This window comes from Microvirga sesbaniae, from assembly GCF_025460805.1.
GTDB classification, from domain to species: Bacteria; Pseudomonadota; Alphaproteobacteria; order Rhizobiales; family Beijerinckiaceae; genus Microvirga; species Microvirga sesbaniae.
The window spans coordinates 80,825-105,878 of the sequence record NZ_JAMXFJ010000015.1 but is presented as its reverse complement, the minus strand read 5'-3'; the positions used below and the strand labels follow the sequence as shown (position 1 = coordinate 105,878).

At 66.7% G+C, this 25,054-nt stretch carries 24 protein-coding genes, 1 other RNA gene and 1 pseudogene; 12 read left to right on the top strand and 14 right to left on the bottom strand.

The window, feature by feature from the left end:
* Positions 1 to 2 precede the first annotated feature (2 nt).
* The 6 genes from OCW50_RS19985 to OCW50_RS19960 form a co-directional block, all read right to left on the bottom strand.
* Positions 3 to 1,631 carry an ABC transporter ATP-binding protein gene (locus tag OCW50_RS19985; protein WP_262298689.1) on the bottom strand — a complete coding sequence of 543 codons (1,629 nt, stop codon included), beginning with the start codon at positions 1,629 to 1,631 and terminating at the stop codon, positions 3 to 5.
* Positions 1,628 to 2,791, bottom strand: coding sequence for an ABC transporter permease (locus tag OCW50_RS19980; RefSeq protein ID WP_262298688.1), 1,164 nt, complete (start codon positions 2,789 to 2,791; stop codon positions 1,628 to 1,630). Before OCW50_RS19980 ends, OCW50_RS19985 begins: the two co-directional genes overlap by 4 nt.
* A 1-nt stretch (position 2,792) precedes the next feature.
* A complete protein-coding gene (locus OCW50_RS19975) occupies positions 2,793 to 3,902 on the bottom strand; it encodes a microcin C ABC transporter permease YejB (RefSeq protein ID WP_262270687.1) in 1,110 nt (369 codons plus the stop codon).
* Between the two features lie 72 nt (positions 3,903 to 3,974).
* Positions 3,975 to 5,837 (bottom strand): extracellular solute-binding protein, encoded by a 1,863-nt coding sequence (locus tag OCW50_RS19970; protein ID WP_262298687.1) that lies wholly within the window; start codon positions 5,835 to 5,837, stop codon positions 3,975 to 3,977.
* A complete protein-coding gene (locus OCW50_RS19965; RefSeq protein ID WP_262298686.1) occupies positions 5,834 to 7,678 on the bottom strand; it encodes an extracellular solute-binding protein in 1,845 nt (614 codons plus the stop codon). The genes OCW50_RS19970 and OCW50_RS19965 overlap by 4 nt, the downstream gene beginning before the upstream one ends.
* Before the next feature lie 164 nt (positions 7,679 to 7,842).
* Positions 7,843 to 8,385 carry a c-type cytochrome gene (locus OCW50_RS19960; RefSeq protein WP_262298685.1) on the bottom strand — a complete coding sequence of 181 codons (543 nt, stop codon included), beginning with the start codon at positions 8,383 to 8,385 and terminating at the stop codon, positions 7,843 to 7,845.
* A 274-nt stretch (positions 8,386 to 8,659) separates the two neighbouring features.
* Here OCW50_RS19960 and OCW50_RS19955 point away from each other — a divergent pair, with 274 nt between their 5' ends.
* The 3 genes from OCW50_RS19955 to OCW50_RS19945 are packed head-to-tail and all read left to right on the top strand — an operon-like array spanning position 8,660 to position 10,491.
* A complete protein-coding gene (locus OCW50_RS19955; RefSeq protein ID WP_262298684.1) occupies positions 8,660 to 9,460 on the top strand; it encodes a 3-deoxy-manno-octulosonate cytidylyltransferase in 801 nt (266 codons plus the stop codon).
* Positions 9,461 to 9,469: 9 nt separating this feature from the next.
* Positions 9,470 to 10,324, top strand: a complete 855-nt coding sequence (locus OCW50_RS19950) for a prephenate dehydratase (protein ID WP_373371475.1) — start codon at positions 9,470 to 9,472, stop codon at positions 10,322 to 10,324.
* Complete coding sequence (locus OCW50_RS19945; RefSeq protein WP_262298683.1) at positions 10,321 to 10,491, top strand: hypothetical protein; 171 nt, start codon at positions 10,321 to 10,323, stop codon at positions 10,489 to 10,491. Before OCW50_RS19950 ends, OCW50_RS19945 begins: the two co-directional genes overlap by 4 nt.
* 228 nt (positions 10,492 to 10,719) lie before the next feature.
* Here OCW50_RS19945 and nudC read toward each other — a convergent pair whose 3' ends face one another.
* On the bottom strand, positions 10,720 to 11,622 hold the full coding sequence (nudC, locus tag OCW50_RS19940; RefSeq protein ID WP_262298682.1) for an NAD(+) diphosphatase: 903 nt from the start codon (positions 11,620 to 11,622) through the stop codon (positions 10,720 to 10,722).
* A 4-nt stretch (positions 11,623 to 11,626) separates the two neighbouring features.
* A complete protein-coding gene (locus tag OCW50_RS19935) occupies positions 11,627 to 12,037 on the bottom strand; it encodes an HIT family protein (RefSeq protein WP_262298681.1) in 411 nt (136 codons plus the stop codon).
* Between the two features lie 144 nt (positions 12,038 to 12,181).
* Between OCW50_RS19935 and ffs the strand changes: the two genes are divergently transcribed.
* The 7 genes from ffs to OCW50_RS19900 all read left to right on the top strand — a co-directional run bounded on the left by ffs (position 12,182) and on the right by OCW50_RS19900 (position 18,098).
* Positions 12,182 to 12,278: signal recognition particle sRNA small type (ffs, locus tag OCW50_RS19930), an RNA gene on the top strand.
* Between the two features lie 30 nt (positions 12,279 to 12,308).
* Positions 12,309 to 14,141, top strand: a complete 1,833-nt coding sequence (locus tag OCW50_RS19925; RefSeq protein ID WP_262298680.1) for a DNA polymerase III subunit gamma/tau — start codon at positions 12,309 to 12,311, stop codon at positions 14,139 to 14,141.
* Positions 14,142 to 14,156: 15 nt separating this feature from the next.
* Entirely contained in the window at positions 14,157 to 14,477 is a 321-nt protein-coding gene (locus tag OCW50_RS19920; RefSeq protein WP_210811983.1) for a YbaB/EbfC family nucleoid-associated protein, read from the top strand.
* A gap of 72 nt (positions 14,478 to 14,549) precedes the next feature.
* The gene (gene recR / locus OCW50_RS19915) at positions 14,550 to 15,155 is read left to right on the top strand and encodes a recombination mediator RecR (protein WP_262298679.1); all 606 of its coding nucleotides are present in this window, start codon (positions 14,550 to 14,552) and stop codon (positions 15,153 to 15,155) included.
* Between the two features lie 238 nt (positions 15,156 to 15,393).
* Positions 15,394 to 16,236 (top strand): 2,3,4,5-tetrahydropyridine-2,6-dicarboxylate N-succinyltransferase, encoded by an 843-nt coding sequence (gene dapD, locus OCW50_RS19910; RefSeq protein WP_262298678.1) that lies wholly within the window; start codon positions 15,394 to 15,396, stop codon positions 16,234 to 16,236.
* 4 nt (positions 16,237 to 16,240) lie between these two features.
* Positions 16,241 to 17,398 (top strand): succinyl-diaminopimelate desuccinylase, encoded by a 1,158-nt coding sequence (gene dapE / locus OCW50_RS19905; protein ID WP_262298677.1) that lies wholly within the window; start codon positions 16,241 to 16,243, stop codon positions 17,396 to 17,398.
* A gap of 109 nt (positions 17,399 to 17,507) precedes the next feature.
* Positions 17,508 to 18,098: a hypothetical protein gene (locus OCW50_RS19900; protein WP_262298676.1), complete on the top strand. Its 591-nt coding sequence runs from the start codon at positions 17,508 to 17,510 to the stop codon at positions 18,096 to 18,098.
* Here OCW50_RS19900 and truA read toward each other — a convergent pair.
* From truA to def, 4 genes are read right to left on the bottom strand one after another with little or no spacing between them, the layout of a single operon-like run.
* Positions 18,090 to 18,839 (bottom strand): tRNA pseudouridine(38-40) synthase TruA, encoded by a 750-nt coding sequence (gene truA, locus OCW50_RS19895; RefSeq protein ID WP_262298675.1) that lies wholly within the window; start codon positions 18,837 to 18,839, stop codon positions 18,090 to 18,092. The two genes, OCW50_RS19900 and truA, sit on opposite strands and share 9 nt — an antisense overlap.
* 1 nt (position 18,840) lies before the next feature.
* Positions 18,841 to 19,335, bottom strand: coding sequence for a GNAT family N-acetyltransferase (locus tag OCW50_RS19890; RefSeq protein ID WP_262298674.1), 495 nt, complete (start codon positions 19,333 to 19,335; stop codon positions 18,841 to 18,843).
* A gap of 8 nt (positions 19,336 to 19,343) precedes the next feature.
* Positions 19,344 to 20,276 (bottom strand): methionyl-tRNA formyltransferase, encoded by a 933-nt coding sequence (gene fmt / locus OCW50_RS19885; RefSeq protein WP_262298673.1) that lies wholly within the window; start codon positions 20,274 to 20,276, stop codon positions 19,344 to 19,346.
* A complete protein-coding gene (gene def, locus OCW50_RS19880) occupies positions 20,273 to 20,791 on the bottom strand; it encodes a peptide deformylase (RefSeq protein ID WP_262298672.1) in 519 nt (172 codons plus the stop codon). The genes fmt and def overlap by 4 nt, the downstream gene beginning before the upstream one ends.
* Positions 20,792 to 20,878: 87 nt before the next feature.
* Here def and OCW50_RS19875 point away from each other — a divergent pair.
* Positions 20,879 to 22,128, top strand: a pseudogene (locus tag OCW50_RS19875) (DNA recombination protein RmuC).
* A gap of 47 nt (positions 22,129 to 22,175) precedes the next feature.
* Complete coding sequence (locus OCW50_RS19870; protein WP_173948416.1) at positions 22,176 to 22,679, top strand: YciE/YciF ferroxidase family protein; 504 nt, start codon at positions 22,176 to 22,178, stop codon at positions 22,677 to 22,679.
* Positions 22,680 to 23,248: 569 nt separating this feature from the next.
* On the opposite strand, the gene OCW50_RS19865 is transcribed toward OCW50_RS19870, so the two are convergent.
* Both OCW50_RS19865 and argB read right to left on the bottom strand, forming a co-directional pair.
* Positions 23,249 to 23,980: a pyrimidine 5'-nucleotidase gene (locus tag OCW50_RS19865; RefSeq protein ID WP_262269775.1), complete on the bottom strand. Its 732-nt coding sequence runs from the start codon at positions 23,978 to 23,980 to the stop codon at positions 23,249 to 23,251.
* Between the two features lie 82 nt (positions 23,981 to 24,062).
* A complete protein-coding gene (gene argB / locus OCW50_RS19860) occupies positions 24,063 to 24,968 on the bottom strand; it encodes an acetylglutamate kinase (protein WP_210807925.1) in 906 nt (301 codons plus the stop codon).
* Positions 24,969 to 25,054: the final 86 nt, after the last annotated feature.

The following is a 25,054-nucleotide window of genomic DNA, read 5'->3' as shown; positions in this document are numbered from 1 at the left end:
TCCTATTCTCGAACGGCGTTCGAGGCGGCCGTCTCCAGATTGAAGGCGGCGGCGAAGAGCGCCTTGGTGTAATCGGTGCGGGGCGCGGCGAAGATGCTCTCGGCCGATCCTTCCTCGACGATCCTGCCGTTCTGCATCACCACCACATGGTTCGCGAGCGCCCGCACCACCTTGAGATCGTGGCTGATGAACATGTAGGCAAGATTGCGCCGCTTCTGGAGGTCGCGCAGCAACTCCACGATCTGCGCCTGCACGGACATGTCGAGGGCCGAGGTCGGCTCGTCGAGCATGATGAATTGCGGTTCGAGCGCCATGGCGCGCGCGATGGCGATGCGCTGGCGCTGGCCGCCGGAGAACTCGTGCGGATAGCGGTCCATGGTCGACGGGTCGAGGCCGACATCCTGAAGCGCCTTGGCGACGATCTCGCGGCGCTGGGCGTAGGAGAGCCCCTTGTCCTGGACGAGCAGGCCCTCCTCGACGATCTCGGCCACGGACATCCGCGGCGACAGGGAGCCGTAGGGGTCCTGGAACACCACCTGCAGGTCCTTGCGCATCGGGCGGATCGCCGTTCCGCGCATGCCGTCGATGCGGTTGCCGAGGAAGACGATCGGACCTTCCGACTGCACGAGACGCAGGATGGCGAGGCCGAGCGTGGTCTTGCCCGAGCCGGATTCGCCCACCACCCCGACGGTCTCGCCCCGGCGCACCCGCACGGATACGCCGTCGACCGCTTTCACGTGACCGACGGTCTTCTGGAAGAAGCCGCGCTTGATCGGGAACCAGACCTTGATCGGCCCGGCTTCGACGATGACCGGAGCGTCGTTCGGAACCGGGTTGGCGCGGCCTTTCGGTTCGGCCGCCAGGAGCCTCTGCGTGTAGGGATGCTGCGGGTTGCCGAACACTTCCGCAATCGTGCCCTGCTCGACGATCTTGCCTTTGAGCATCACGCAGACGCGGTCGGCCACCTTTCGCACGATGCCGAGATCGTGCGTGATGAACAGCATCGACATGTTGAGCCTGCTCTTCAGCTCGGCGAGCAGTTTGAGGATCTGCGCCTGCACCGTCACGTCGAGCGCGGTCGTCGGCTCGTCGGCGATGAAGAGGTCGGGTTCGTTGGCGAGCGCCATGGCGATCATCACGCGCTGGCGCTGGCCGCCGGAGAGCTGGTGCGGATAGGCGTCGAGGCGGCTTTCCGCGTCGCGGATGCCCACGAGGGTGAGGAGCTCGAGCGTGCGGGCGCGGGCTTGGCGGTCGGAGAGGCCGCGATGAAGCTTGAGGATCTCGCCGACCTGCCGCTCGATGGTGTGGAGCGGGTTGAGCGACGTCATCGGCTCCTGGAACACCATGGTGATGTCGTCGCCCCGGACCTTGCGCATCTCGTTCTCGTCCGCGGCGATCAGGTCCTTGCCCTTGAACAGGATGCGGCCGGACGGGTGATGGGCGGACGGGTAGGGCAGGAGCTTGAGGGCCGACAGAGCCGTGACGGACTTGCCGGATCCGGACTCGCCTACCAGCGCCACCGTTTCGCCCGGCATGACGTCGAACGACACCCGGTCGAGCGCCAGCATGTCGCCCGCGCCCTGGCGGAACGCGACGGAGAGGTCCTGGACGGAGAGGAGGGGCTCGGTCATCGGAACGTCTTCCGCGGGTCGAAGGCGTCGCGCACCGCTTCGCCGATGAAGATGAGGAGGCTGAGCATGATGGCGATCACGAAGAAGCCGGCGAGGCCGAGCCACGGCGCCTGAAGGTTGGCCTTGCCCTGCGCGAGCAGTTCGCCAAGGGACGGCGAGCCGGGCGGCAGGCCGAAGCCGAGGAAGTCGAGGGAGGTGAGCGTGCTGATCGAGCCGTTGATGATGAACGGCATGAAGGTCAGGGTCGCCACCATGGCGTTCGGCAGGAGGTGCTTGAACATGATGGTGCCGTTGGACAGGCCCAGGGCCCGGGCGGCGCGCACATATTCGAAGTTCCTGGCCCGCAGGAACTCGGCGCGCACCACGCCCACCAGCGACACCCAGGAGAACAGCAGCAGGATGCCGAGCAGCACGAAGAAGCTCGGCGTGATGACGGCCGAGATGATGATCAGGAGATAGAGCGACGGGATCGCCGTCCAGATCTCGATGAAGCGCTGGAACAGGAGGTCGGTCCAGCCGCCGTAATAGCCCTGCACGGCGCCGGCAAGAATGCCCACGATGGATGAAATGCCGGCCAGCGTGAGGCCGAACAGAACCGAGATACGGAAGCCGTAGATCAGGCGGGCGACGACGTCGCGGCCCTGGTCGTCGGTGCCGAGCCAGTTCCACTCGATGTCGCGGCAACCGGTGCCGCCGGTGCGCTCGGCGATGGGGCGGCATTGCGCGTCGGTGAGCATCCAGGTGGGCGGTGCCGGCGCTGGAACGGGAAGGTCGAGATTGTGCGTGTTGTAGGAGAAGCGGATCGGCGCCCAGAACAGCCAGCCGTTCTCCTGGATCTCCTTGGCGATGACCGGATCGCGGTAATCGGTCTGCGCCAGGAAGCCGCCGAACTTCTCCTCCGGATAATCCACGAAGGCCGGATAGAGCAGCTCGCCCTTGTAGGAGGCGAGGATCGGCTTGTCGTTGGCGATCAGCTCCGCAAAGAGGCTCAAGCCGAACAGGATCAGGAAGATCCAGAACGACCAGTAGCCGCGCCGGTTGGCCTTGAAGTTCTGCAGCCGCCGCCGGTTCAGCGGCGAGAGCCTGATGAAGCCCTCTTTCGGCAGGGGCGGGGCGACCGGCGAGGAGGCCGGCGAGACCAGGGGCACGTTCTCGTTCATCTCACGCCTCCCGGGTCTCGAAGTCGATCCGCGGATCGATCCAGGTATAGGTGAGGTCCGAGAGCAGGTTCACTGCCAGGCCCACCAGGGAGAAGATGTAGAGGTTGGCGAACACCACCGGATAGTCGCGGTTCACGATGGACTCGAAGGAGAGGAGCCCGAGGCCGTCGAGGGAGAAGATCGTCTCGATGAGCAGCGCGCCGGCGAAGAAGGCGCCGATGAAGGCTCCCGGGAAGCCCGCGATGACGATCAGCATCGCATTGCGGAACACGTGGCCGTACAGCACCTGTCGCTCGGACAGGCCCTTCATGCGGGCGGTCAGCACGTATTGCTTGCGGATCTCGTCGAGGAACGAGTTCTTGGTGAGAAGCGTCGAGGTGGCGAAGGCGCCGAGCGCCATGGCGGTGATCGGCAGCACCAGGTGCCAGAAGTAATCGGCGATCTGGCTGTACCAGGGCATGAAGGCCCAGTTCTCGGACGTGAGGCCCCGCAGGGGGAAGATCTGCCAGAACGAGCCGCCGGCGAAGAGCACGATCAGCAGGATCGCGAAGAGGAAGCCCGGAATGGCGTAGCCGATGATGACGATGGCGGAGGTCCAGATATCGAAGGAGGAGCCGTCCCGCACGGCCTTCTTGATGCCCAGCGGAATGGAGATCGCATAGGAGAGAAGGGTCATCCACAGGCCCAGGCTGATCGAGACCGGAAGCTTCTCCTTGATGAGCTCCAGGACCGAGATGTCACGGAAATAGCTCTTGCCGAAATCGAAGCGGGCATAGTCCCACAGCATCTTCAGGAAGCGTTCGTAGGCCGGCTTGTCGAAACCGAACTGCGCCTCGAGCTGCTTGATGAATTGCGGGTCGAGCCCCTGGGCGCCGCGGTAGCGCGAGGACGAGGCATCGCCCGCGCCGACCCCGCCGGGGCTCTGAGCGCCGAAATCGCTCCCGCCGCCGGAGATGCGCGAGGAGGCGCCGGAATCCTGGCCCTGAAGCTGCGCGATGATGCGCTCGACAGGGCCGCCGGGCGCGAACTGCACCAGCACGAAGGAGATGAGCATGATCCCGAGGATCGTCGGGATCATGAGAAGTATGCGGCGTGCGATATAGGCCAGCATCAGGTGCCTTTAGGATTGTCGGCCGATGCGGCCAGGAGAGAGGTCGGTGCAGCCGTCTGTATCGTCCAAGCCTTATCCTCTTCCGATCCGCTTCGCCTTCTCGGCGTCGTACCACCAGGTCCCCGGCGCGCCCGAGGCGAAGCGGGGCTTGGTCTGCGGGCGCGAGAACTGGTCCCAATAGGCCAGCCACTCGCTGGCCCGGTACCACATGGGCACCCAATAATGGCCCGAACGGAGGACCCGGTCCAGGGCACGGCAGGCGATGTTCAGCTCCTGACGCGACCGGGCGTTGCCGATCCGCTCGATCAGCGCGTCCACGGCCGGATCGGCGATGCCGGCGAGATTCTGCGCGCCCGGGGTCCTGGCGGACTGGGAGCCGTAGACGGTCCGCAGGCTGTCGCCCGGCGTCGTGGAGCCGACGAGGGCGCGGCTCGTCATGTCGAAATCGTACTCGTTCAGGCGCTGCTGATACTGGGCCGCATCCACGATGCGTGAGCGCGCATCGATGCCGAGGCGCTTCAGGTTGTTCTGGAACGGCTGGGTGTGGGGCTGGAGCGAAGGCTGAAAATCGAGGAACTCGATGGCGAAGGGCTGGCCGTTCGGCAGCTTCAGCACGCCGCCGTCACGCTTGCAGCCCGCCTGCCGCAGGAGCTCGTCGGCCCGGCGCAGCAGCTGCCGGTCCTGCCCGGACCCGTCGGAGACCGGCGGAACGACGGGATCCGCGAAGACCGAGGCCGGCAGCTTGTCGCGGAAGGGCTCGAGCAGGGCGAGTTCCTCCGGCGAGGGCTTGCCCACGGCCTTCATGTCGCTGTTCTCGAAGAACGATGTGGTGCGCCGGTAGAGGCCGAACATGATGTTGGCGTTCGTCCACTCGAAATCGAACGCGAGACCGATGGCCTCGCGGATGCGCGGGTCCTTGAAGGCCTCGCGGCGCGTGTTGAAGTACCAGCCCTGGATGGCAGAAGGAGAATCGTTCGAGATCTCTTCCTTCTTGACCCGGCCTTCGCGCATGGCGGGAAAGTCGTATCCGGTCGTCCAGGTGCGGGAGGTGTATTCCTCGTGATAGTTGAGCGTGCCGTTCTTGAACGCCTCGAACGCGACCGTGCGGTCGCGGAAATACTCGTACCGGATGCGGTCGAAATTGTTCTGCCCCACATTCACCGGCAGGTCCTTGGCCCAGTAATCCGGGACACGCTCGAACTCGATGAAGCGGCCCACCTCGAAGCGGCCGACCTTGTAGGGGCCGGAACCGAGCGGCGCCTCCAGGGTCGAGGCCTCGAAATCCTTGCCCTGCCAGTAGCGCTCGGAGAAGATCGGCATGCCGGCCACGATGAGATGGATGTCGCGGCTGCGCTGCGGCGTGAACTGGACACGCAGGATCTCGTCCGGTTCCGCTTCGGCCGACGCCATTTGGGCCAGGAGCTGGCTGAAGACGGGATGTCCCTTGGCCTTCAGGATGTTGAGCGAGAAGGCCGCATCCCTCGCGGTCAGCTTCGAGCCGTCGTGGAAGCGCGCCTCGGGTCGCAGGACGAAGCGGTAGGTGAGCTTGTCGTCGGAGATGCGGACGCTCTTCGCCACGAGCCCGTAAAGCGCGTCCGGTTCATCGGCCGAACCGGCCATCAGGGTGTCGAACGTCCCGGTCATCCCGGCCGCGCCGTCGCCTCGCAGCACGAAGACATTGAGGGTGTTGAAGGTGTCGAAATTCTGATTGCCGGTGGTCTGCTTGATCTGGATCGCCAACGTGCCGCCCTTGGGGGCGGCGGGGTTCACGTAGTCGAAATGCTTGAAGTCCGGCGCCTGCTTCAGCTCGCCGAAGCTCGAGAGCCCGTGCGTCTCCGTCTCGCCTTCCTGCGCCAGGCCGATGCGCGGCAGCAATGAAAGGGCGGCGCCTGCCGCTCCCGTCTTGAGGATGAGGCGGCGGGTGATCGTTCTCATCGCGGAGCTCCCGTCTTGGCGGCCTTCGCTTCGTCATACCACCAGATGGTCGGGAACGCGGCGCCGCCGAAGCGCGGCATGGTGTCGGGATGGCTGTAGCGGTTCCAGCGCGCCGTGCGCTGCTTCAGCGATGTCCATTGTGGGACCACGTAATCGTGGGCGAGAAGGACGCGGTCGAGAGCCTTGGTGGCGGCGACGAGCTCGTCGCGGTTCTTGGCGAAGATGACCCTGTCGATGAGCGCATCCACGCCGGGATCGGCGATGCCGGCGAGGTTGCGCGAGCCGTCGCGCGCCGCCGCCTGCGAGCCCCAGAACTCGCGTTGCTCGTTGCCGGGCGAGAGCGATTGCGGCCAGAGGCCGGTGGCGATGTCGAAGTCGAAGGACCGGGTGCGGTTCGTGTACTGCACGTCGTCGATGGTGCGCACCGAGGCCGCGATGCCGAGGCGGTCCAGGGACGCCTTGTAGGGCAGGAACACCCGTTCCTCGTTGGGGCTGCTGCTGAGCAGCTCCACGGTCAGGACCTCGCCTTTCGCATTGACGCGGCGGCCGTTCTTGATCTCCCAGCCGGCCTCCTTGAGGAGACGGTCGGCCTCGCGCAGGTTGTTGCGGATCGTCTCGGGCGAGTCGTTGACAGGGTTCGTGTACGGCGTCGTGAAGACGGAGGCCGGGACCTTGTCGCGGACGCTCTCGAGGATCTCCCGCTCCTTGCCTTCAGGCAGTCCGGACGACGCGAGATCGAGCCCGTAGAAATAGCTCGAGGGCCGCTCGTAGAGGCCGTAGAAGATCGTCTTGTTCAGTTCCTCGAACGGGAAGGCGAGGTTGAAGGCACGACGGACGCGCTGATCCTTGAACTTGTCGCGCCGCATGTTGAGCACGAAGGCCTGCATCACGCCCGTGGCGCGGAACGGGAACTCCTCCAGGATCACGCGGCCTTCCTGGCGCGCCGGAAAATCGTAACCGGTCGCCCAGTTGCGCGCGCTGTTCTCCGTGCGAAAGTCGAGGCGGTCGGCCTTGAAGGCTTCGAGCAGCACCGTCGCATCCCGGTAATACTCGTAGCGGATCTCGTCGAAGTTGTTCTGCCCCACATTCACGTTGATCCTCTCGCCCCAATAATCCTTCACGCGCTCGTAGGATGCATTGCGGCCGGGCTCGAAGCTCTTGAGCCGATAGGGGCCGGAGCCGAGGGGCGGCTCCAGCATGGTCTGGGTCACGTCGCGCTTGCGCCCGTCCGGGGCGGTGCCTTCCCACCAGTGCTTCGGCAGGACCGTCAGCTGCCCCATGATCTGCGGCAATTCGCGGTTGCCCTTCTCGTCGAAGGTGAAGCGGACCTCGCGGTCGCTCACCTTCTCGGCCTTCGTCACGTTGGCATAATAGAAGGCATAGGTCGGGCTGTTGGCCTTCAGGCTCTCGAACGAGAAGATCACGTCGTCCGCCGTCACGGGCTTGCCGTCGTGCCAGCGCGCCTCCGGCCGCAGCCGGAAGCTGACGGACGAATAATCCTCGGGAGAGGAGAAGGATTCGGCGAGCAGCCCGTAGGCGGCGTTCGCCTCGTCGAGGGCGGACGTGGTCAGGGTCTCATAGACGAGGCCGAGCCCCTGTTCGGGCGAGCCCTTCACGCCGGCGACCACGATATTGAAGCTGTCGAAGGTGCCGAGCGCGCCCAGGCGCACCAGGCCGCCCTTCGGGGCATTCGGGTTGACGTAATCGAAATGCGCGAAGCCTTGCGGGTATTTGGGCTCGTCGAGCAGAGCCGCTCCGTGCCGCCATGGGGCGTCCTGGGCTGCAAGGGGCGTGAAGGCGAGGCAGGCAGCCAGGAAGCTCGGCAGCAGGGTGCGGATCACACGGCGTCTCCTGAAGGGTGAGGCGTCTGTCGTCCCGTTAGATTTTGTGCGCAACGGGGCGAGCGCAAGGGATAACCCGCAAAACCCCTGAGGCCAAAGAAAAAGCCGGGCGTGAGGCCCGGCTTTCCGAAATGTGATGGGTGCAAGAATCTTACTGAGCGGTCTTACTGAGCGGCCGGCAGCGGAACCGGGCTGTCGGACAGCGTGCGCAGGTAGACCAGCAGATCCGCCCGGTCCTTGGCGCCGGCGAGACCCGCGAAGGCCATGATGGTGCCGGGCGTCGCCTGCTTCGGGTTGTGGACGAAGGCGTCCAGGGCCTCGTAGGTCCAGTTGCCGCCATGGGCCTTCATGCCGGCCGAGTAGTTGAAGCCCTCGTGCGAGGCGACCGGGCGTCCGACGACGCCGTAAAGGTTCGGGCCGACCTTGTTCGGGCCGCCCTTGTCCAGGGTGTGGCAGGCGGCGCACTTCTTGGACTGGGCCTGGCCCTTGGCCGGATCGGCGCTGGCCAGAAGGACCGGAAGCGGCTGCGCCGGCTCGGCGGGAGCGCCGCCGCCGGCGGCGGCCGTCTCTTCGGGAGCCGGGAGGTCGTAACCGGGGACAGCGGGCTTATGGGGAGCAAACAGGCCGCCGGCGATAACGTTGACGCCGACCACGAAGAGAAGCGAACCGAAAACGGCGCCCGCGATCTTATTGGTCTCGATATTCATCAGTTAGGCTCTCCTCGCCTTCGTACACCGGCGAAATCAGCGCAGCAGAACGGATCCGCGGGCGGGTGCCCGCGACAGGGCCGTTGCTTAGCCGTAGAGATGGGGTTTTGACAATGGGGTTTCCAGGAGTTTTCGCCGCCCTCGTGGTCGCAGCACGGGGCGCAAACGCCCGAGGCCGACCGAAGATCCGGTTTCGGCCCGGGACAAACGGTCCCTGCCTTCCCCTTTCGGGTCCGATGTTCTAAGGACGCGCAGTTTCCTCGAAGACCGCACCATGTCCGATCCCCTCGTCCTCATCCCCGCCCGCCTGGCCGCGACCCGGCTGCCGAACAAGCCCCTGGCCGAGATCGCCGGCGAGCCCATGATCGTCCATGTCTGGCGCCGCGCCGTGGAGGCCGGGATCGGACCGGTCGCGGTGGCGACGGATGCGTCCGAGATCGCCGAGGCGGTCGCCCGGGCAGGCGGGCAGGCGGTCATGACCCGGGCCGATCACGCGTCCGGGTCCGACCGCATCTTCGAGGCTGTGGAAAAGCTCGACCCGGAGGGACGGCACGACGTGATCGTGAACGTCCAGGGCGACCTGCCGACCATCGACCCGGCCGCCATCGCGGCCTCCATCGGGCCGCTCGCGGATCCGGCGGTCGACATCGCCACCCTCGTGGCCGTCATCGGGCGCGAGGAGGAGAGAACCAACCCCAACGTGGTCAAGATGGTGGGAAGCCCCCTCTCCGCCGGCCGCTTCCGCGCTCTCTACTTCACCCGGGCGACGGCGCCGTACGGCGACGGTCCGCTCTATCACCACATCGGCCTCTACGCCTATCGCCGCAGGGCGCTTCAGCGCTTCGTCGGCCTGAAGCCGTCGCCCCTGGAGACCCGTGAGAAGCTGGAACAGCTGCGGGCGCTCGAGGCCGGCATGCGCATCGACGCCGTGGTGGTCGACGACGTGCCGCTGGGCGTCGATACCCCGCACGATCTCGACAGGGCGCGCGAGATCCTCGCATCCAGGACCTCGGACCCAAAGGTGGTTTCCGCGTCAGCGAAAACCGGGCCCGTTTTGTTCCGCACGAGGCGCTAGGAGACCATCATGAGCAAGCTGATTTCTTTCCAGGGTGAACTCGGCGCCAATTCCCACACGGCCTGCTCGGAAGCGCGTCCCGACTGGGAGCCTCTCCCGTGCCCGACCTTCGAGGACGCCCTGGCGGCCGTCAACGAAGGCCCGGCGGGCCTCGCCATGATCCCGATCGAGAACTCGATCGCCGGGCGCGTGGCCGACATCCACCATATGCTGCCGACCTCCGGGCTGCATATCGTCGGCGAGCACTTCCTGCCGATCCACTTCCACCTCATGGCGATCCCGGGTGCGGATCTCGGCACGGTCAAGGAGGTCTACAGCCACGTCCATGCGCTGGGCCAGTGTCGCAAGATCATCCGCAAGCTCGGCTTGAAGGCGCACGTGGCCGGCGACACGGCGGGCTCGGCCCGGGAGGTCTCCGAGTGGAAGGACCCGAGCCGGGCGTCGCTCTCGCCCCGCATGGCGGCCGAGATCTACGGCCTGAAGATCCTGGCGGAAAACGTGGAGGACGAGGCCCACAACACCACCCGGTTCGTCGTCCTGTCGAAGACCCCGCAATGGGCGCCCGTCGGGCAGGGGCCGACGGTCACGTCGTTCGTCTTCCGGGTCCGCAACCTGCCGGCGGCGCTCTACAAGGCGCTGGGCGGCTTCGCCACCAACGGCATCAACATGACGAAGCTCGAGAGCTACATGCTCGAGGGCGAGTTCCTGGCGACCCAGTTCTATGCCGAGGTCGACGGCCATCCCGAGGAGACGAACCTCAAGCGCGCCCTAGAGGAACTGGAGTTCTTCTCCCGCGAGCTGCGCATCCTCGGGGTCTATCCGGCCGATCCGTTCCGGGAGAAGATCCGGGAAGCCGCCGAATGAGCATCCTCATCCGCGATGCGGTCGAGGGGGATGTGGACGGCATCGCCCGGGTCCACGTCCAGGCGTGGCGCGAATCCTACAGGGACTTCCTGAGCCCCGAGGCGCTCGCCGGCCTCTCCGTCGATCCCGTCATGGCCGGGCTTGTCCCGGCCATCCCGATGCGGTGAGGCGCGGCGCTTCTCATGATCGGGATCACCGGCACAGGGCCGGTGATGACGGGGAGAGGGTGACCATCGCCTTGGCGCGCCCCTTCCCACGACCCACCCACGTCATGGCCGGCCTTGTGCCGGCCATCCCGATACGAAAAAAGCGCGGCGGTCCAAAGGATCGAGACCCGCGGGACGAGCCCGGTGACGACGGGCGGAGAGTGGCCGTCCGGAGCGGTGCGCGGCTCGTCAGTCCTTCACCCATTCCCGGACGATGTGGTTCGCGATCGCGATGGGGGCGGGCGCGGCGAAGTGCTCGTGCCGGCCCTCCAGCATCAGCCTCACGTCGTCCTTGGAGAACCAGCGGGCATCCTCGAGCTCCTCGCCGTCGAAGGCGATCTCGTCGGTGAGCGCCTCGCCGATGCAGCCGATCATGATGTTGGACGGAAAGGGCCAGGGCTGGGACGTCAGGTAGCGCACGGCGCCCACCCGGATGCCGGCCTCCTCGAACGTCTCCCGCCGGACCGCATCCTCGATGGTCTCGCCCGGCTCCAGAAAGCCCGCCAGGCAGGAATACATCTTCTCGGCGAAGCGCGGCTGGCGGCCCATGAGGCACTTGTCGCCCCGGGTGATCAGCATGATCACCACCGGGTCGGTGCGGGGGAAATGCTGGGCCCCGCAGGCCGCGCAGTCGCGTCGGAAGCCCGCCTGGGCCGGTTGCGTCGGCGCCCCGCAATTGGCGCAGAACCGGTGGCGCCGGTGCCAGTCGAGCAGGGACTTCGCCATGGCGAGCATTCCGAGCTCCTCCGCCGGCACGAGACCGCGCACCGCGATGGAGCGCAGATCCACGACCGCGAAGGCAGGATCGTCCTGGAACGGCTCGGCTGCCTCCGGCGCGGCCAGGGTCGCGACCACCGGTCGCTCGCCGAGAATTCCGAGAAAAACCTGCTCCTGATGGGCCGGGAGGCGGCTCAGGACCGAGGCCGGCAGAAGGCTCGTGCCCGGTTCGCCGGCCTGGAGGACCGGCAGGTCGCCCGCCAGGAGGATCATGGCGGTGCGCGGATCGCGCGCCGCCTTGGCGAGGGCGTCCGGGTCCCGCTCGGCGCTGTGGCGGACGAGCGAGTTCGAGATATAGGCGATGGGTCGGGTCATGGGATCAGGCCGCCGCGAAGAGGGTGGCGGCGCGCTCGATCAGGGCGCTCGCCGCGTGGTCGGGATAGGGCGTGCGGGCGCCATGGCCCCAGACGGGACCTGGCCAGGCGGGATCGGAGCGGAAGCGCCCGACCACATGCACGTGAAGCTGCGTCACGATGTTGCCCAGCGCTCCCACGTTCACCTTGTCGGGTTTGGAGAGTTCGAGCGTGACCCGGGTGGCGATGCGGATCTCCTGCATCAGCTGGACGGCTTGCTCCTCCGACAGGTCCGTGAGCTCGCTCGCCCCCGGGATGCGCGGCACCAGCACGAACCAGGGAAAGCGTGCGTCGTTCAGAAGCAGGACCGACGAGAGGGAGAGGTCCCCGACCGGGATGGTGTCGCCTGCGAGGCGGGAATCGAGCGTGAATGTCATGGGGCTATGTAACCGAGCCCGCGGCTTCGTGTCAGCCTGGTTCCTCGGCTCCGTCCGGAAGCGCCCGGTGGAGAGCGGGGATGACCGGACCTGGGGCCTCGTTTCCAACTTGCGTTTCGCCGCCGATACGCCCATATAGCCGGTGGGAGGTTGGCGAGGGACGTCTCACTCGCCAACCGGGTCAGGTCCGGAAGGAAGCAGCCCTAACGAGACCGAACGGGTCTTCGTCCAGCCTCCCACCCATAAAAATTTCTCCGAAGCCTTGCAGTCGATGGACGATACCACAGCCGGCACGCCCCTGAATGACGAGCCGGCCCTGCCGGGCTTCCCCGCCGCGCCCGCTCCCGCGGCTGCTTCCACGGCGCCGGCTTCCCCCTATCGCGTCCTTGCCCGCAAATACCGCCCCAAGACCTTCGACGACCTGATCGGCCAGGAGGCGATGGTGCGCACCCTCTCGAACGCCTTCGAGACCGGGCGCATCCCGCAGGCCTGGATGCTGACCGGCGTCCGCGGCGTCGGCAAGACCACCACGGCCCGCATCCTGGCCCGCGGCCTCAACTACCAGAGGCAGGACGGTTCCGGCGCGCCCACCATCCACATGCCGGAGTTCGGCGTCCACTGCCAGGCGATCATGGAATCGCGGCACGTGGACGTGCTGGAGATGGACGCGGCCTCGCATACGGGCATCGACGACGTCCGCCAGATCATCGACGGCATCCGCTATTCGCCGGTCTCGGCGCGCTACAAGGTCTACATCATCGACGAGGTCCACATGCTCTCCGAGAAGGCGTTCAACGCCTTCCTGAAGACGCTCGAGGAGCCGCCGCCGCACGCGAAATTCATCTTCGCCACCACGGAGATCCGCAAGGTTCCGGTCACGATCCTGTCCCGCTGCCAGCGCTTCGACCTGCGCCGCATCGAGGCCGACAAGCTCGTGGCCCATCTGGGCCGCATCTGCGCCGCCGAGGCCGTGCAGGCGGACCCGGAGGCGCTTGCCGCCATCGCCCGCGCGGCGGAAGGCTCGGCGCGCGATTCGCTCTCGCTCATGGACCAGGCGATCGCCCACGGGGCCGGCGTGGTGACGCCCGACACCGTGCGCGACATGCTGGGTCTGGCGGACCGCACCCAGGTCATCGACCTGTTCGAGGCCGTGATGCGCGGCGACGTGCCGGCGGCCTTCGCGGGGCTGCGCGCGCAATACGATGCGGGCGCCGATCCGGCCGTGATCCTGTCCGATCTCGCGGCCTTCTCGCACGTGGTCACCCGGCTCAAGCTGATCGCCGAGGCGGCCAAGGATCCCGCTCTCTCCGAGATCGAGCGGACCCGCGGCATGGATTACGCCCGGAAGCTCTCGGTGCGCACCCTGTCCCGCGCCTGGCAGATCCTCCTGAAGGGCATTCCCGAGGTGCAGGCGTCGAACCGTCCCATCGCGGCCGCCGAGATGGTGATCGTGCGCCTCGCCTATGCGGCCGACCTGCCGACGCCCGACGAGGCCCTGCGCGCCCTCAAGGACGGCGCGCCCGTTCCCGCAGGCGGCCCGTCCCCGCCGGCACCCAGGCCGTCCGGTCCCGCCACCTCCGGCTCCATGGCGCTGGCCACGTCCCAGCCGCACCCGCAGCCGCGCCCGCAGGCTGCGCAGACCGAGCCGACCATGCGGCTTCGCCGGTTCGAGGACGTGGTGGCGCTCGCCGGCGAGAAGCGCGAGATCGTGCTCAAGGCGCAGCTCGAACGGGACGTGCGCCTCGTGCGCTTCGAGGAGGGGCGCATCGAGCTCAGCCTCACCGAGACCGGCAGCCGCACCATCGCCAACGACCTCACCCGCGCGCTCCAGCAATGGACGGGCGAGCGCTGGATGGTGGCCCTGTCGTCCGAGGACGGCGGCCAGACCCTGCACGAGAAGGCGGTCGCGGCGGAGCGCGAACGCCGCGAGGGCGCGGCCAACCATCCCCTGGTCCAGGCGGTGCTGACGAAGTTTCCCGGCGCGCAGATCGTGAACGTGATCGAGCGGGCGGAGAAGGCCGGCGAGGATGCGGAAACGGAGATCCTCGGCGAGGCCGATGCCCTGGCCGCCCACGAGACCGAAGAAGACGACGATCTGTTCTAACGCGAGGATACGGTCATGAAGGACATCATGGGACTGATGAAGCAGGCTCAGGCCATGCAGCAGAAGCTGCAGGACGCCCAGGCCGAGCTCGACACCCTCGAGGTCGACGGCACCGCCGGCGGCGGCGTCGTGACCGTGAAGGTCACCGGCAAGGGCAGCCTCAAGTCGATCAATATCGATCCCTCGCTCATGAACCCCGACGAGAAGGAGATCCTGGAGGATCTCATCGTGGCGGCCATGAACGATGCCCGCGGCAAGGCCGACCGGGCCGCCCAGGAACGCATGGAGAGCCTTACCAAGGGCCTGCCCCTGCCGCCCGGCCTGAAGCTGTTCTGAGCAGAGCATCGCGCGAAGACGCGGATGCCGGCTCTTCGCATCGGGCGATGCGATACAACGAAGAGAACCTGAATGGCCCAGCACGTTGCCGGTCCTGAGATCGAGCGCCTGATCCAGCTCCTCGCCCGTCTCCCGGGCCTGGGGCCGCGCTCCGCCAGGCGCGCGGCGCTCCATCTCATCAAGAAGCGCGAGACGCTGCTCAACCCGCTGAGCGATGCCATGCGCATCGCCAACGAGCGCATCGTCGTGTGCTCGTCCTGCGGCAACGTCGATACGTCGGATCCCTGCACCATCTGCCGGGACGCCAAGCGCGATCCCTCCATCCTGGTGGTCGTGGAGGATGTGTCGGATCTCTGGGCGCTGGAGCGTTCCGGGGCGATCAACGCCCGCTACCACGTGCTCGGCGGCGTCCTCTCGCCGCTGGACGGCGTGCGGCCCGAGCACCTGAACCTGGAGCGCCTCGTCGCCCGGGCCTCGGAGCCCGGCGTCTCGGAGGTCATCCTGGCCCTGAATGCCACCGTGGACGGCCAGACCACGGCCCATTACATCACCGAGCTTCTCGCGCATCTGCCCGTGAAGGTCACGAAGCTCGCCCACGGGGTGCCGGTCGGCGGCGAGCTCGACTATCTCGACGAGGGCACGCTCTCGGCGGCGATCCGGCAGCGCACGTCGTTCTGAGGCGAGCCTGAATCGTCCCCAATGTCATCACCGGCCCCGTGCCGGTGATCTCGATCGATTGAGACGCTGCGTTTTTCCTCATCGGGATGGCCGGAACAAGTCCGGCCATGACGTGAGAGGGTGTCATCCCCGGCGGCCGGACAATGTCGGCTCTCACGTGAGCGGCATATGATGACGTGACAGGTGCGGGCGCCGTTGCTAATCAGGCGGCAACGAAACCCCTTGCCCCGAGTTGCCCATGTCCGCCGCTGATCTCGCCCGTACCATCGACGCCGCCTGGGAGGACCGGGCCCATGTGAGCCCGTCCACCACGGGCGCCGTGCGCGAGGCCGTCGAGGAATCGATGAACCTTCTCGATTCCGGCAAGGCCCGGGTGGCCGAGAAGACCGGCGGCGAGTGGCAGGTGCATCAATGGCTGAAGAAGGCGGTGCTTCTGTCCTTCCGCCTCAACGACATGGGCATCATCAAGGGCGGCCCCGGCAACGCGGTCTGGTGGGACAAGGTGCCGTCCAAGTTCGACGGCTGGTCCGAGGCCGAGTTCAAGGCGGCGGGCTTCCGGGCCGTTCCGAACTGCACCGTGCGCCGCGGCGCCTATGTGGCGCCCGGCGTGGTGCTGATGCCGTCCTTCGTCAATCTCGGCGCCTATGTGGACGAGGGCACCATGGTCGACACCTGGGCGACGGTCGGCTCCTGCGCGCAGATCGGCAAGAACGTGCACCTCTCCGGCGGTGTCGGGATCGGCGGCGTGCTGGAGCCGCTCCAGGCCAATCCGACCATCATCGAGGACAACTGCTTCATCGGGGCCCGCTCCGAGGTGGTGGAAGGCGTGATCGTGGGCGAGGGCTCGGTGCTCTCCATGGGCGTGTTCATCTCGGCCTCGACCAAGATCATCGACCGCACCACCGGCGAGGTCTTCGTCGGCCGCGTGCCGCCGTATTCGGTCGTCGTTCCAGGCTCGCTGCCCGGCAAGCCGCTCCCGGACGGCACCCCGGGCCCATCCCTCTATTGCGCGGTGATCGTGAAGCGCGTCGACGCGCAGACCCGGGCCAAGACGGGGATCAACGAGCTGTTGCGGGACTGATCCGATGGAACGCTCGCCGCTGTCCCTGGCCCAATCGCTCCTCCGTTGCCCCTCCGTGACTCCGGAGGAGGGCGGGGCGCTCGCCTTCATCGAAGGCGTGCTCAAGGAGGCGGGCTTCGAGGTCCATCGTCCGGTGTTCTCCGAACCCGGGACGCCGGATGTGGAAAACCTCTATGCCCGCTACGGCACGGGTGAGCCCTATCTGCTCTTCGCCGGACATACCGACGTGGTGCCGCCCGGCGATGCGAGCCGGTGGCAATACGATCCGTTCGGCGGCGAGATCCACGGCGGCGAGCTCTATGGGCGCGGCGCGGTCGACATGAAAGGCGGCATCGCCTGCATGATGGCGGCGGCGCTCGATTTCATCCGGGCGAACCCGGACTTCACGGGCTCCATCGGCTTCCTGATCACGGGAGACGAGGAGGGGCCGGCCGTCAACGGCACGGTGAAGCTCCTCGAATGGGCGAAGGGCCGCGGCGAGCGGTTCGACCATTGCATCCTCGGCGAGCCGACCAATCCGAACCAGCTCGGCGACATGATCAAGATCGGTCGGCGCGGGTCGCTCACGGGCCGGATCGTCGTCGAGGGCAAGCAGGGGCACGTGGCCTATCCGCACCTGGCGGACAATCCCATCCCCGGGATGATGCGCCTGCTCGAGGGGCTTCTGAAGGAGCCGCTCGACCGGGGCACGGAGCATTTCGACGCCTCGAACCTGGAGGTGACCACCGTCGACGTGGGCAACCCGGCGGCCAACGTGATTCCGGCCGAGGCGCGGGCCACCTTCAACGTCCGCTTCAACGACCTCTGGACCCCGCACAGCCTGGAGGCGGACATCGAGCGCCGCCTGCGCGAGGCCGCCGGCAACACGGTGCGCTACGCCCTGACGGTCGAGCCGACCAATGCGGTCGCTTTCCTGACGCCGCCGAACGACTTCGTGGGCTTCGTCGCCGACGCCATCAAGGCTGCGACCGGCTCGCAGCCGAAACTGTCCACCACGGGCGGCACGTCGGACGCTCGCTTCATTGTGAAACATTGCCCGGTCGTCGAGTTCGGCCTCGTCGGACAGACCATGCACCAGATCGACGAGCGGGTGGCCGTGGCCGACTTGGATCGTCTCGCAACGATTTACCGCAAGGTGCTGGATTCCTACTTCGCCGCATGAGACAGGGCGGAAACCTTGACTATTTAGACTAAAGTCGAGGAATTGCCGGAACGTTTTGCGAGGTCCGTCCATTTCCGAGGGCAACCGCCTTCGAACATTGGGGCCACACATGATCGTCACGGCTGATGAGGTCAACCGCTCGTTCAGGGGAACGCTCGACCTGCTCAACAGCAGGTCCGAGGGGCTGAAGTCCTTCGACATGAGCGAGCGGGGCTTCTGGCGCTCCTTCATGGCGATCTGGCTGACACTGCCGGCCTATGTGGTGTCCCTGGCCTTCGAGCGCCTCCGTCTCGGGCTCCTGCAGCCGGACCGGTCCCTTCTCGACAGCTTCTGGATCGATCTCGTGGTGGCCCTGGGCCACGTGGCGGGCTTCATCGCCCTGCCGGCCGCCATGATCTGGATCGCCCGCTGGTTCCGGCTCGAGAAGTCCTATGTGCCCTTCGTGATCGTCACCAACTGGATCTCTGTCATCGGCATGCTGGTGCTCTCCGTCCCGGCCATGCTCATGCTGCTCGGCTGGGCGCCGCCCGGGCTCGCCAGCCTGTTCGCCCTCGCGTTTGCGATCATCATCGTGAGGCTGCAATGGTTCGCCACCAAGGCGACGCTGGGGCTCGCCAGCCTTCCCGCCCTCGGCATCGTGGTGCTCGGCATCGTGCTCAACGGCTTCGTCGGATCGGCGATGCGGACGCTTCTAGGCTAAGTCCGGATAATCGACCCCGATCAGGTAGAGACCCGTGGACGGCGCCATGGGCCCGCAGCGCCTGCGGTCCCGTGCGTCGAGAGCCGCGCGGACGTCCGCCACGGACCAGCGCCCGGCGCCGGCGCGCTCAAGGGTGCCCGTCATCGAGCGCACCTGGTGGTGCAGGAACGAGCGCGCGGAGGCGTAGATCCTGATCTCGTCGCCGATCCGCTCCACGTCGAGCCGGTCGAGGGTCCGGACCGGGCTGTTCGCCTGGCACTCGGCCGCCCGGAACGTGGTGAAATCATGCCGTCCGATCAGCTCTTGCGCGGCCTCATGCATCATGTCCGCATCGAGCGCCCAGGCCACGTGCCAGACCCGGGTCGCATCCAGAGTCGGCGGCGCCCGGCGGTTGAGGATGCGGTAGACGTAGTGGCGCTTCACGGCGGACAGGCGGGCGTTGAAGGTCTCGGGGACGATCTGGGCCGAGACGATCGCGACCGGCGCAGGCCTGAGGTGGGAATTGGTGGCATCCCGCACCGTGTCCGGCCGCCACTCCTTGTCGAGATCCACATGCACGACCTGATGGGTGGCGTGAACGCCCGAATCCGTTCGTCCGGCGCAATGGACGCGAACGGACGAACCGGCGAAGCGCGCGATCGCATCCTCCACCGCCTGCTGCACGGAGAGACCGTTCGTCTGATGCTGCCAACCGGTGAAGGGCGTGCCGTCGTATTCGACGACAAGCTTGTAGCGAGGCATGTTATTCCAGCTCTGCGAAGGCCCGGGCATAGGACACCGGACCATGGGCGCCCGTCCCCGCGTCGGACAGGGCGAGGGCCTGAAGATAGGGGCCGTCATAAGGGGTTTGCAGATTCCCGGCCAATTTCGGATCGAACCCGAAGCGGCCGTAGTAATGCGGCTCGCCCAGCACCAGGACGAGATCGCAGCCGCGGTCCGCCAGCCGCTTCAGCCCGCCCCGGACAAGGGCCGCGCCGATGCCCTGCTTCTGGAAGGAGGGGGCCACGGCCAGTGGGGCGAGGACCGCCGCTCGGATCGACGCCATCTCGTGCAGGACCAGCCGGGAATAGGCGATGTGCCCGACCGGCTCGTCGCCATGGGCGATCAGGGACAGGATGAGATCGCCGTCCTCATGCATGTGCTGGACGAGATCGGCCTCGGCCGATTGTCCGAACGCCGCGGAATAGATGGCGTAGACGGCAGACCAATCGGCGCTTTCCTCCAGACGGATCCCCATGACGGACCTCATGCAAATTTGGCGCCCGGACCAAGCCTTACCCCGCGCAGGAACTCCTCGAAAGCCACGGGTCCCTTGCCGGCGCGCTGGACCTGGATCAGGCGGATCGCCCCTTCGCCACAGGATATCGTACCATCGTGGTCGATCAGTGTCGCGGGCGAACCCGACCCTGTGGCGAGGGTCGCCCGCAACACCTTCACGCGTTCCGGACCCTTGCCGAAATCGGCCGTGAAATAGGCCCCCGGAAAAGGCGAGAGCCCGCGGACGTGATCGTGCACCGCCTGGGCGGGCTGCGTCCAGTCGATCAGAGCTTCCTCGTTCCTGAGCTTGTGGGCATAGGTCACGCCTTCGTCGGGCTGAGGCGTGAAGCCCAGGCCGCCACGGGACAGGGCCGCGAGAGCCCGCACCATCAGGTCGGCGCCGAGAACCATGAGCCTGTCGTGCAGCTCGCCCGCATTCATGTCCGGCGCGATCGCCACCCGCTCGACCATGGCGACCGGACCCGTGTCGAGACCCTCCTCCATCCTCATGACGGCGACGCCGGTCTCCCGGTCGCCGGCCATGATCGCGCGCTGGATCGGCGCCGCGCCGCGCCAGCGGGGGAGAAGGGAGGCATGGAGGTTGAGGCAGCCCAGCTCAGGCGCCTCCAGGACGGCCTTCGGCAGCAGCATGCCGTAGGCGACCACCACGGCCACGTCGGCATTGTGGCTGCGGAAGATCTCGGCGGCCTCGTCCGTGCGCAGGGTCTTCGGCGTCAGCACCGGGAAGCCGAACCGGTCCGCCATCGCGTGGACCGGGGAGGGCTTCAACTCCATGCCGCGACCGGCGGCCGCGGGCGGGCGGGTATAGACGGCCACCACGTCGTGGCCCTGGCCGACGATCTCGGACAAGGTGGGCACGGCGAAATCGGGCGTGCCCATGAAGACGACGCGCAGGCTCATGCCCCGGCCTCGCGCTTGGCGGCCTTCTTGAACTTGGTCATGATCCGGTCGCGCTTGAGCTTCGAGAGATAATCGATGAACAGAACCCCGTTGAGGTGGTCGATCTCGTGCTGCACGCAGGTTGCCAGGAGCCCGTCCGCATCCTGCTCGATCGTCTCGCCCTGGAGGTTCATGTAGCGGAACCGCACCCGGTCCGGCCGCTCGACCTCCTCGTAATATTCCGGGATCGACAGGCAGCCTTCCTCGTAAATCCGCTTTTCCTCCGAGGCCCAGACGATCTCGGGATTGAGGAGCACCAGCGGCTGGCGCTCGTCCTCGGATTTCGACACGTCCATGGTCACCATGCGCACCGGCACGCCGATCTGGATGGCGGCAAGGCCGACGCCGGGAGCGTCGTACATGGTCTCCAGCATGTCGTCCGCCAGCCGGCGGATCTCGCCCGTGATTTCCTGAACGGGCTCGGAAACCAGGCGGAGCTTGGAATCGGGGATGATGACGAGGGGTCTGATGCTCATGATCGCGGGAGATAAGCGGTTGGACGAGGATGGTCAAATCGTTCGTCTTATGTTCGGATGCATCCGTCAACCGGAACCTTAAGCTCCATGAACGACGTCGTCCTGATCCTCGGCCGGACATCCCTGACTCTGGGGCAGATCGTCGTGGGGATCGCGGGTCTGAGCCTCGCTCTGCTCGTGCTCGTGACCGTGCTTCTCCTGAGCACCCGGCGGGAGAGGGCGCTGGAAGCCGCCGTCGCGGCCGAGCGGGCGCGGGAGATGGACGACAAGGTCGCCGAGCTCACCCGCACCCAGTCGGAGATGACCGGACGGATGCGCACCATGGCGGAGGTCTTCGGCACCCGCCAGAGCGATTTCGTCCGCATGATCTCGGAGCGGATCGACGGCTTGCAGCATCGGGTCGGGCAGGGCCTGGAGGCCTCCACGCGCCATCAGACGGATAACCTCTCCAGGCTGAACGAGCGGCTCGCCGTGATCGATGCCGCGCAGCAGAACCTGACAAGCCTCACGGGCGAGATCGTCGGGCTCAAGGATATCCTGTCCAACAAGCAGACCCGGGGCGCCTATGGGCAGGGGCGGATGGAGGCGATCGTCCGTGACGGGCTGCCGGCCAACGCCTTCGCGTTTCAGGCCACCCTGTCGAACCGCACGAGGCCCGATTGCCTCGTGCGCCTGCCGGGCGACGAGCGCGGCCTCGTGATCGATGCCAAGTTCCCCCTGGAGGGCTTCACCCTGTTCCGCGAGGCCAAGGGCGACGAGGCCCGCAGCCGCGCGGCCGCCAGGGTCCGCAACGACATGCTCGTCCATGTGAGGGACATTGCGGAGAAATACCTGATCCCCGGCGAGACGCAGGACATCGCGATGCTGTTCGTCCCGGCGGAATCCATCTATGCGGACCTCGCCGAGCATTTCGACGACGTGGTCCAGAAGGCCCACCGCGCCCGGGTCGTCATCGTGTCGCCCTCGCTCCTGACGCTCGCCATCCAGGTCATGCAGGCGCTGGTCCGCGATGCCCGCATCCGCGAGGAGGCGCGGGTGATCCAGGTCGAGGTGCAGAAGCTCCTCGAGGACGTGGTGCGCCTCGATTCCCGTGTCGCGAAGCTCGACGCGCATTTCCGGCAGGCGCAGGAGGACGTGACCCAGATCAGGGTCTCGACCGACAAGATCGCGAAGCGCGGTCAGAAGATCGAGACCCTCGAGTTCGAGGACGGGGAGGCCGAGGCCCGGGCCGAGTGGCTGCGCCTCCAGGGCCGGAATCTGCGCGCCGTCGAATAGGCCGGGAACCGGCTTTCTCCCGCGACGTTCTCCCCAGGCTGAACGATGCGCCAGGCGGATGATGGCGCTCGCATGTAGGCTTACCTCAGAACTCGGGAAGGATTGCGCTATGGGCCTTTTGTCGAAGGACATCAAGTCGTTGGATGATCTCTTCATCCACACCCTGCAGGATATCTACTACGCCGAGCAGCAGATCACGAAGGCGCTGCCGGAGATGATCGAGAAGGCGAGCGACCCGCAGCTGAAGCAGGCGTTCCAGACCCATCTCGGCGAAACCCAGCAGCAGATCCAGATGGTCGAGCAGGTGTTCCGGATGCACGGCCACGATCCGAAGGGCGTGACCTGCCCGGCCATCGACGGCATCATCGACGAGGCTCAGGAGATCGCCGGCGACATCGACGATCCTCAGGTTCTCGACGCGGCGCTCCTGGCGGCCGCTCAGGCCGTCGAACACTACGAGATCACCCGCTACGGCACCCTCGTGGCCTGGGCCAAGCAGCTCGGCCGCGAGGATTGCGCCGGCGTCCTGCACCAGATCCTGGATCAGGAAAAGTCCACGGACCAGAAGCTCAACCGGATCGCCGAGAGCAAGATCAACACGAAGGCTGCGTAAGCCCTCGATCGTTGAACGGGAATGGCCTCCGAACGGAGGCCATTTTCGTTTTGCGGTCCCATGAAAGCGGCCGCTCCCACCTCCCGTTGGGCCATGTCCGCAGGTCATGGCACCTTCCACCCGCCATGGCCACCTCCCACGTCATCGCCGGCCTTGTGCGGGTGACGACGTGGAACGCCGCGCTTTTCGGATCGGGATGGCCGAGACAGGCCCGGCCATGACGTGGAGAGTGAGGTGCGTGCGCGAGGCGCCGTCCGGCTCTTCCATCCCACCCCACAACCATCGCGCCGGCCCGCCACTCGCGCCACCCGCGATCCCGCCTCAGGCCCGCAGCCGGTGCTCTTTGCCATCGGCACAGGTCAGCCATCCGCCCGCGGCGTGACGCTCTCCCGTCCCGCCACCCTCCGCGCGTCATGGCCGGTCTTGTGCCGGCCATCCCGACGCGGAAAAGCGCCACGCTCTCCAGAAGCGAGATCACCGGGACGAGCCCGGCGATGACGTGGAGGATGACCATCGCAGCATCATCACCGGAACCGGGCGTCGGACAGGACTGCCGATCACGCCCGGCTCTATGGCGCCGGCAACGCGTAGGCGCGCAGGAAGTCCGCCAGATCGTTGGTGATGTAGTCGATGTCCGGCGTCTGGACGGCCTCCTGCTCGAAACGTTCCCGGAACGGATCGAAGGTCTTGGGAACGATGAGCGTGGTCGTCATGCCGAGCTCGTGCGGGACGGTCAGGTTCTTGGCGATGTCCTCGAACATGGCGGAGCGCGAGGGCTCGACCCCATGCTTCTCGAGGAAGATCTCGTAGGCGCGCCGGTCCGGCTTCGGCACGAAGTTCGAGGCCGCGATGTCGAACACGTCCTCGAAATGGTCCAGGATGCCGATCTTCCTGGCCACGTTCTCCGCGTGCTTGCGCGAGCCGTTGGTCAGGATGAGCTTGCGGCCCGGCAGCCTCTCGATGGCCTCGCCCAGGCTGTGGTTCAGCTCGATATCCGTATGGTCGATGTCGTGGGCGAAATCGAGAAAATCGTGCGGATCGATGTCGTACTCGTCGATCAGCGCCCTCAGGGTCGTGCCGTACTTGTGATAGAAGTACTTCTGCAGCGCCTGGGCGGACAGGCCGTCGAGCCCGAACAGCTCGGTGATGTAGAGGGTGATGCGCTGGTCGATCTGCGGCCAGACCCGCGAGGTGTGCGGATAGAGCGTATTGTCCAGGTCGAAGACCCAGGTCTCCACATGCGAGAAGGGCCGGGAGCCGGCGGATGACAGGTGGTTTTCGGCGGACGGTTTCGCGTTCATGGATCCCAAAGACGACAATGGGGCCGTGCGGCCCCACTGATGGAATATAGGCGTTTTCCGCCGATCCGTGAAGGGCGACGCTTTACCCCCTCCGGATCAGGGTGCCGGCGCCGTGGTCGGTGAACAGTTCCAGGAGCACCGCGTGGGGCACCTTGCCGTCGAGAATGACGACCGCCTCGACGCCCTTTTCCAGGGCGTAGATGCAGGTCTCGATCTTCGGGATCATGCCGTCCGTGATCGTGCCGTCGGCGATCAGGCGGCGGCAATCCTCGATGGTCATCTCCGGGATCAGGTTCTTGTTCTTGTCCAGAACGCCCGGGACATCCGTCAGGAGCAGGAGGCGCTTGGCCGTCAGGGCCCCGGCGATGGCTCCGGCGAAGGTGTCGGCATTCACGTTGTAGGTCTGGCCGTCGTGTCCGGTCGCCACCGGGGCCAGAACCGGGATGAGCTCGGCCTGGAGCACCTGGTCCAGCACCGCCCGGTTCACGTGTTCCGGCTCGCCGACGAATCCGAGATCCACCACCTTCTCGATGTTGGAATCCGGGTCGACCGCCGTGCGGGTCACCTTGCGGGCCGTGACCATGTTGCCGTCCTTGCCCGACAGCCCGACCGCCTTGCCGCCCTCGGCCCCGATCCAGCCGACGATCTGCTTGTTGATCGAGCCGGCAAGAACCATTTCGACCACCTCGACCGTGGCCGCATCGGTGACGCGGAGGCCGCCCTTGAACTCGGACTTGATGCCGAGCTTCTCGAGCATTCGGCCGATCTGCGGCCCGCCGCCATGGACCACGATGGGCTTGATGCCCGACTGCTCGAGCAGGACCACGTCCTCGGCGAAGTCCTCGGCGGCCGCCCGGTCGCCCATGGCGTGGCCGCCATACTTGATCACGACCACCTGCTGGTCGTAGCGCTGCATGTGCGGCAGGGCCTGCACGAGCACTTCGGCCTGCACGTGGACGTCGGGGAGGGGCGTGGACGGATCGGACATGAACGGCTCCGGCGGGGGATCAGGATCGAACGGCCTGCCTTCTAGAGCATCGGGCCCAAAAGTGGAATGCACTTTTGGGCCCGATG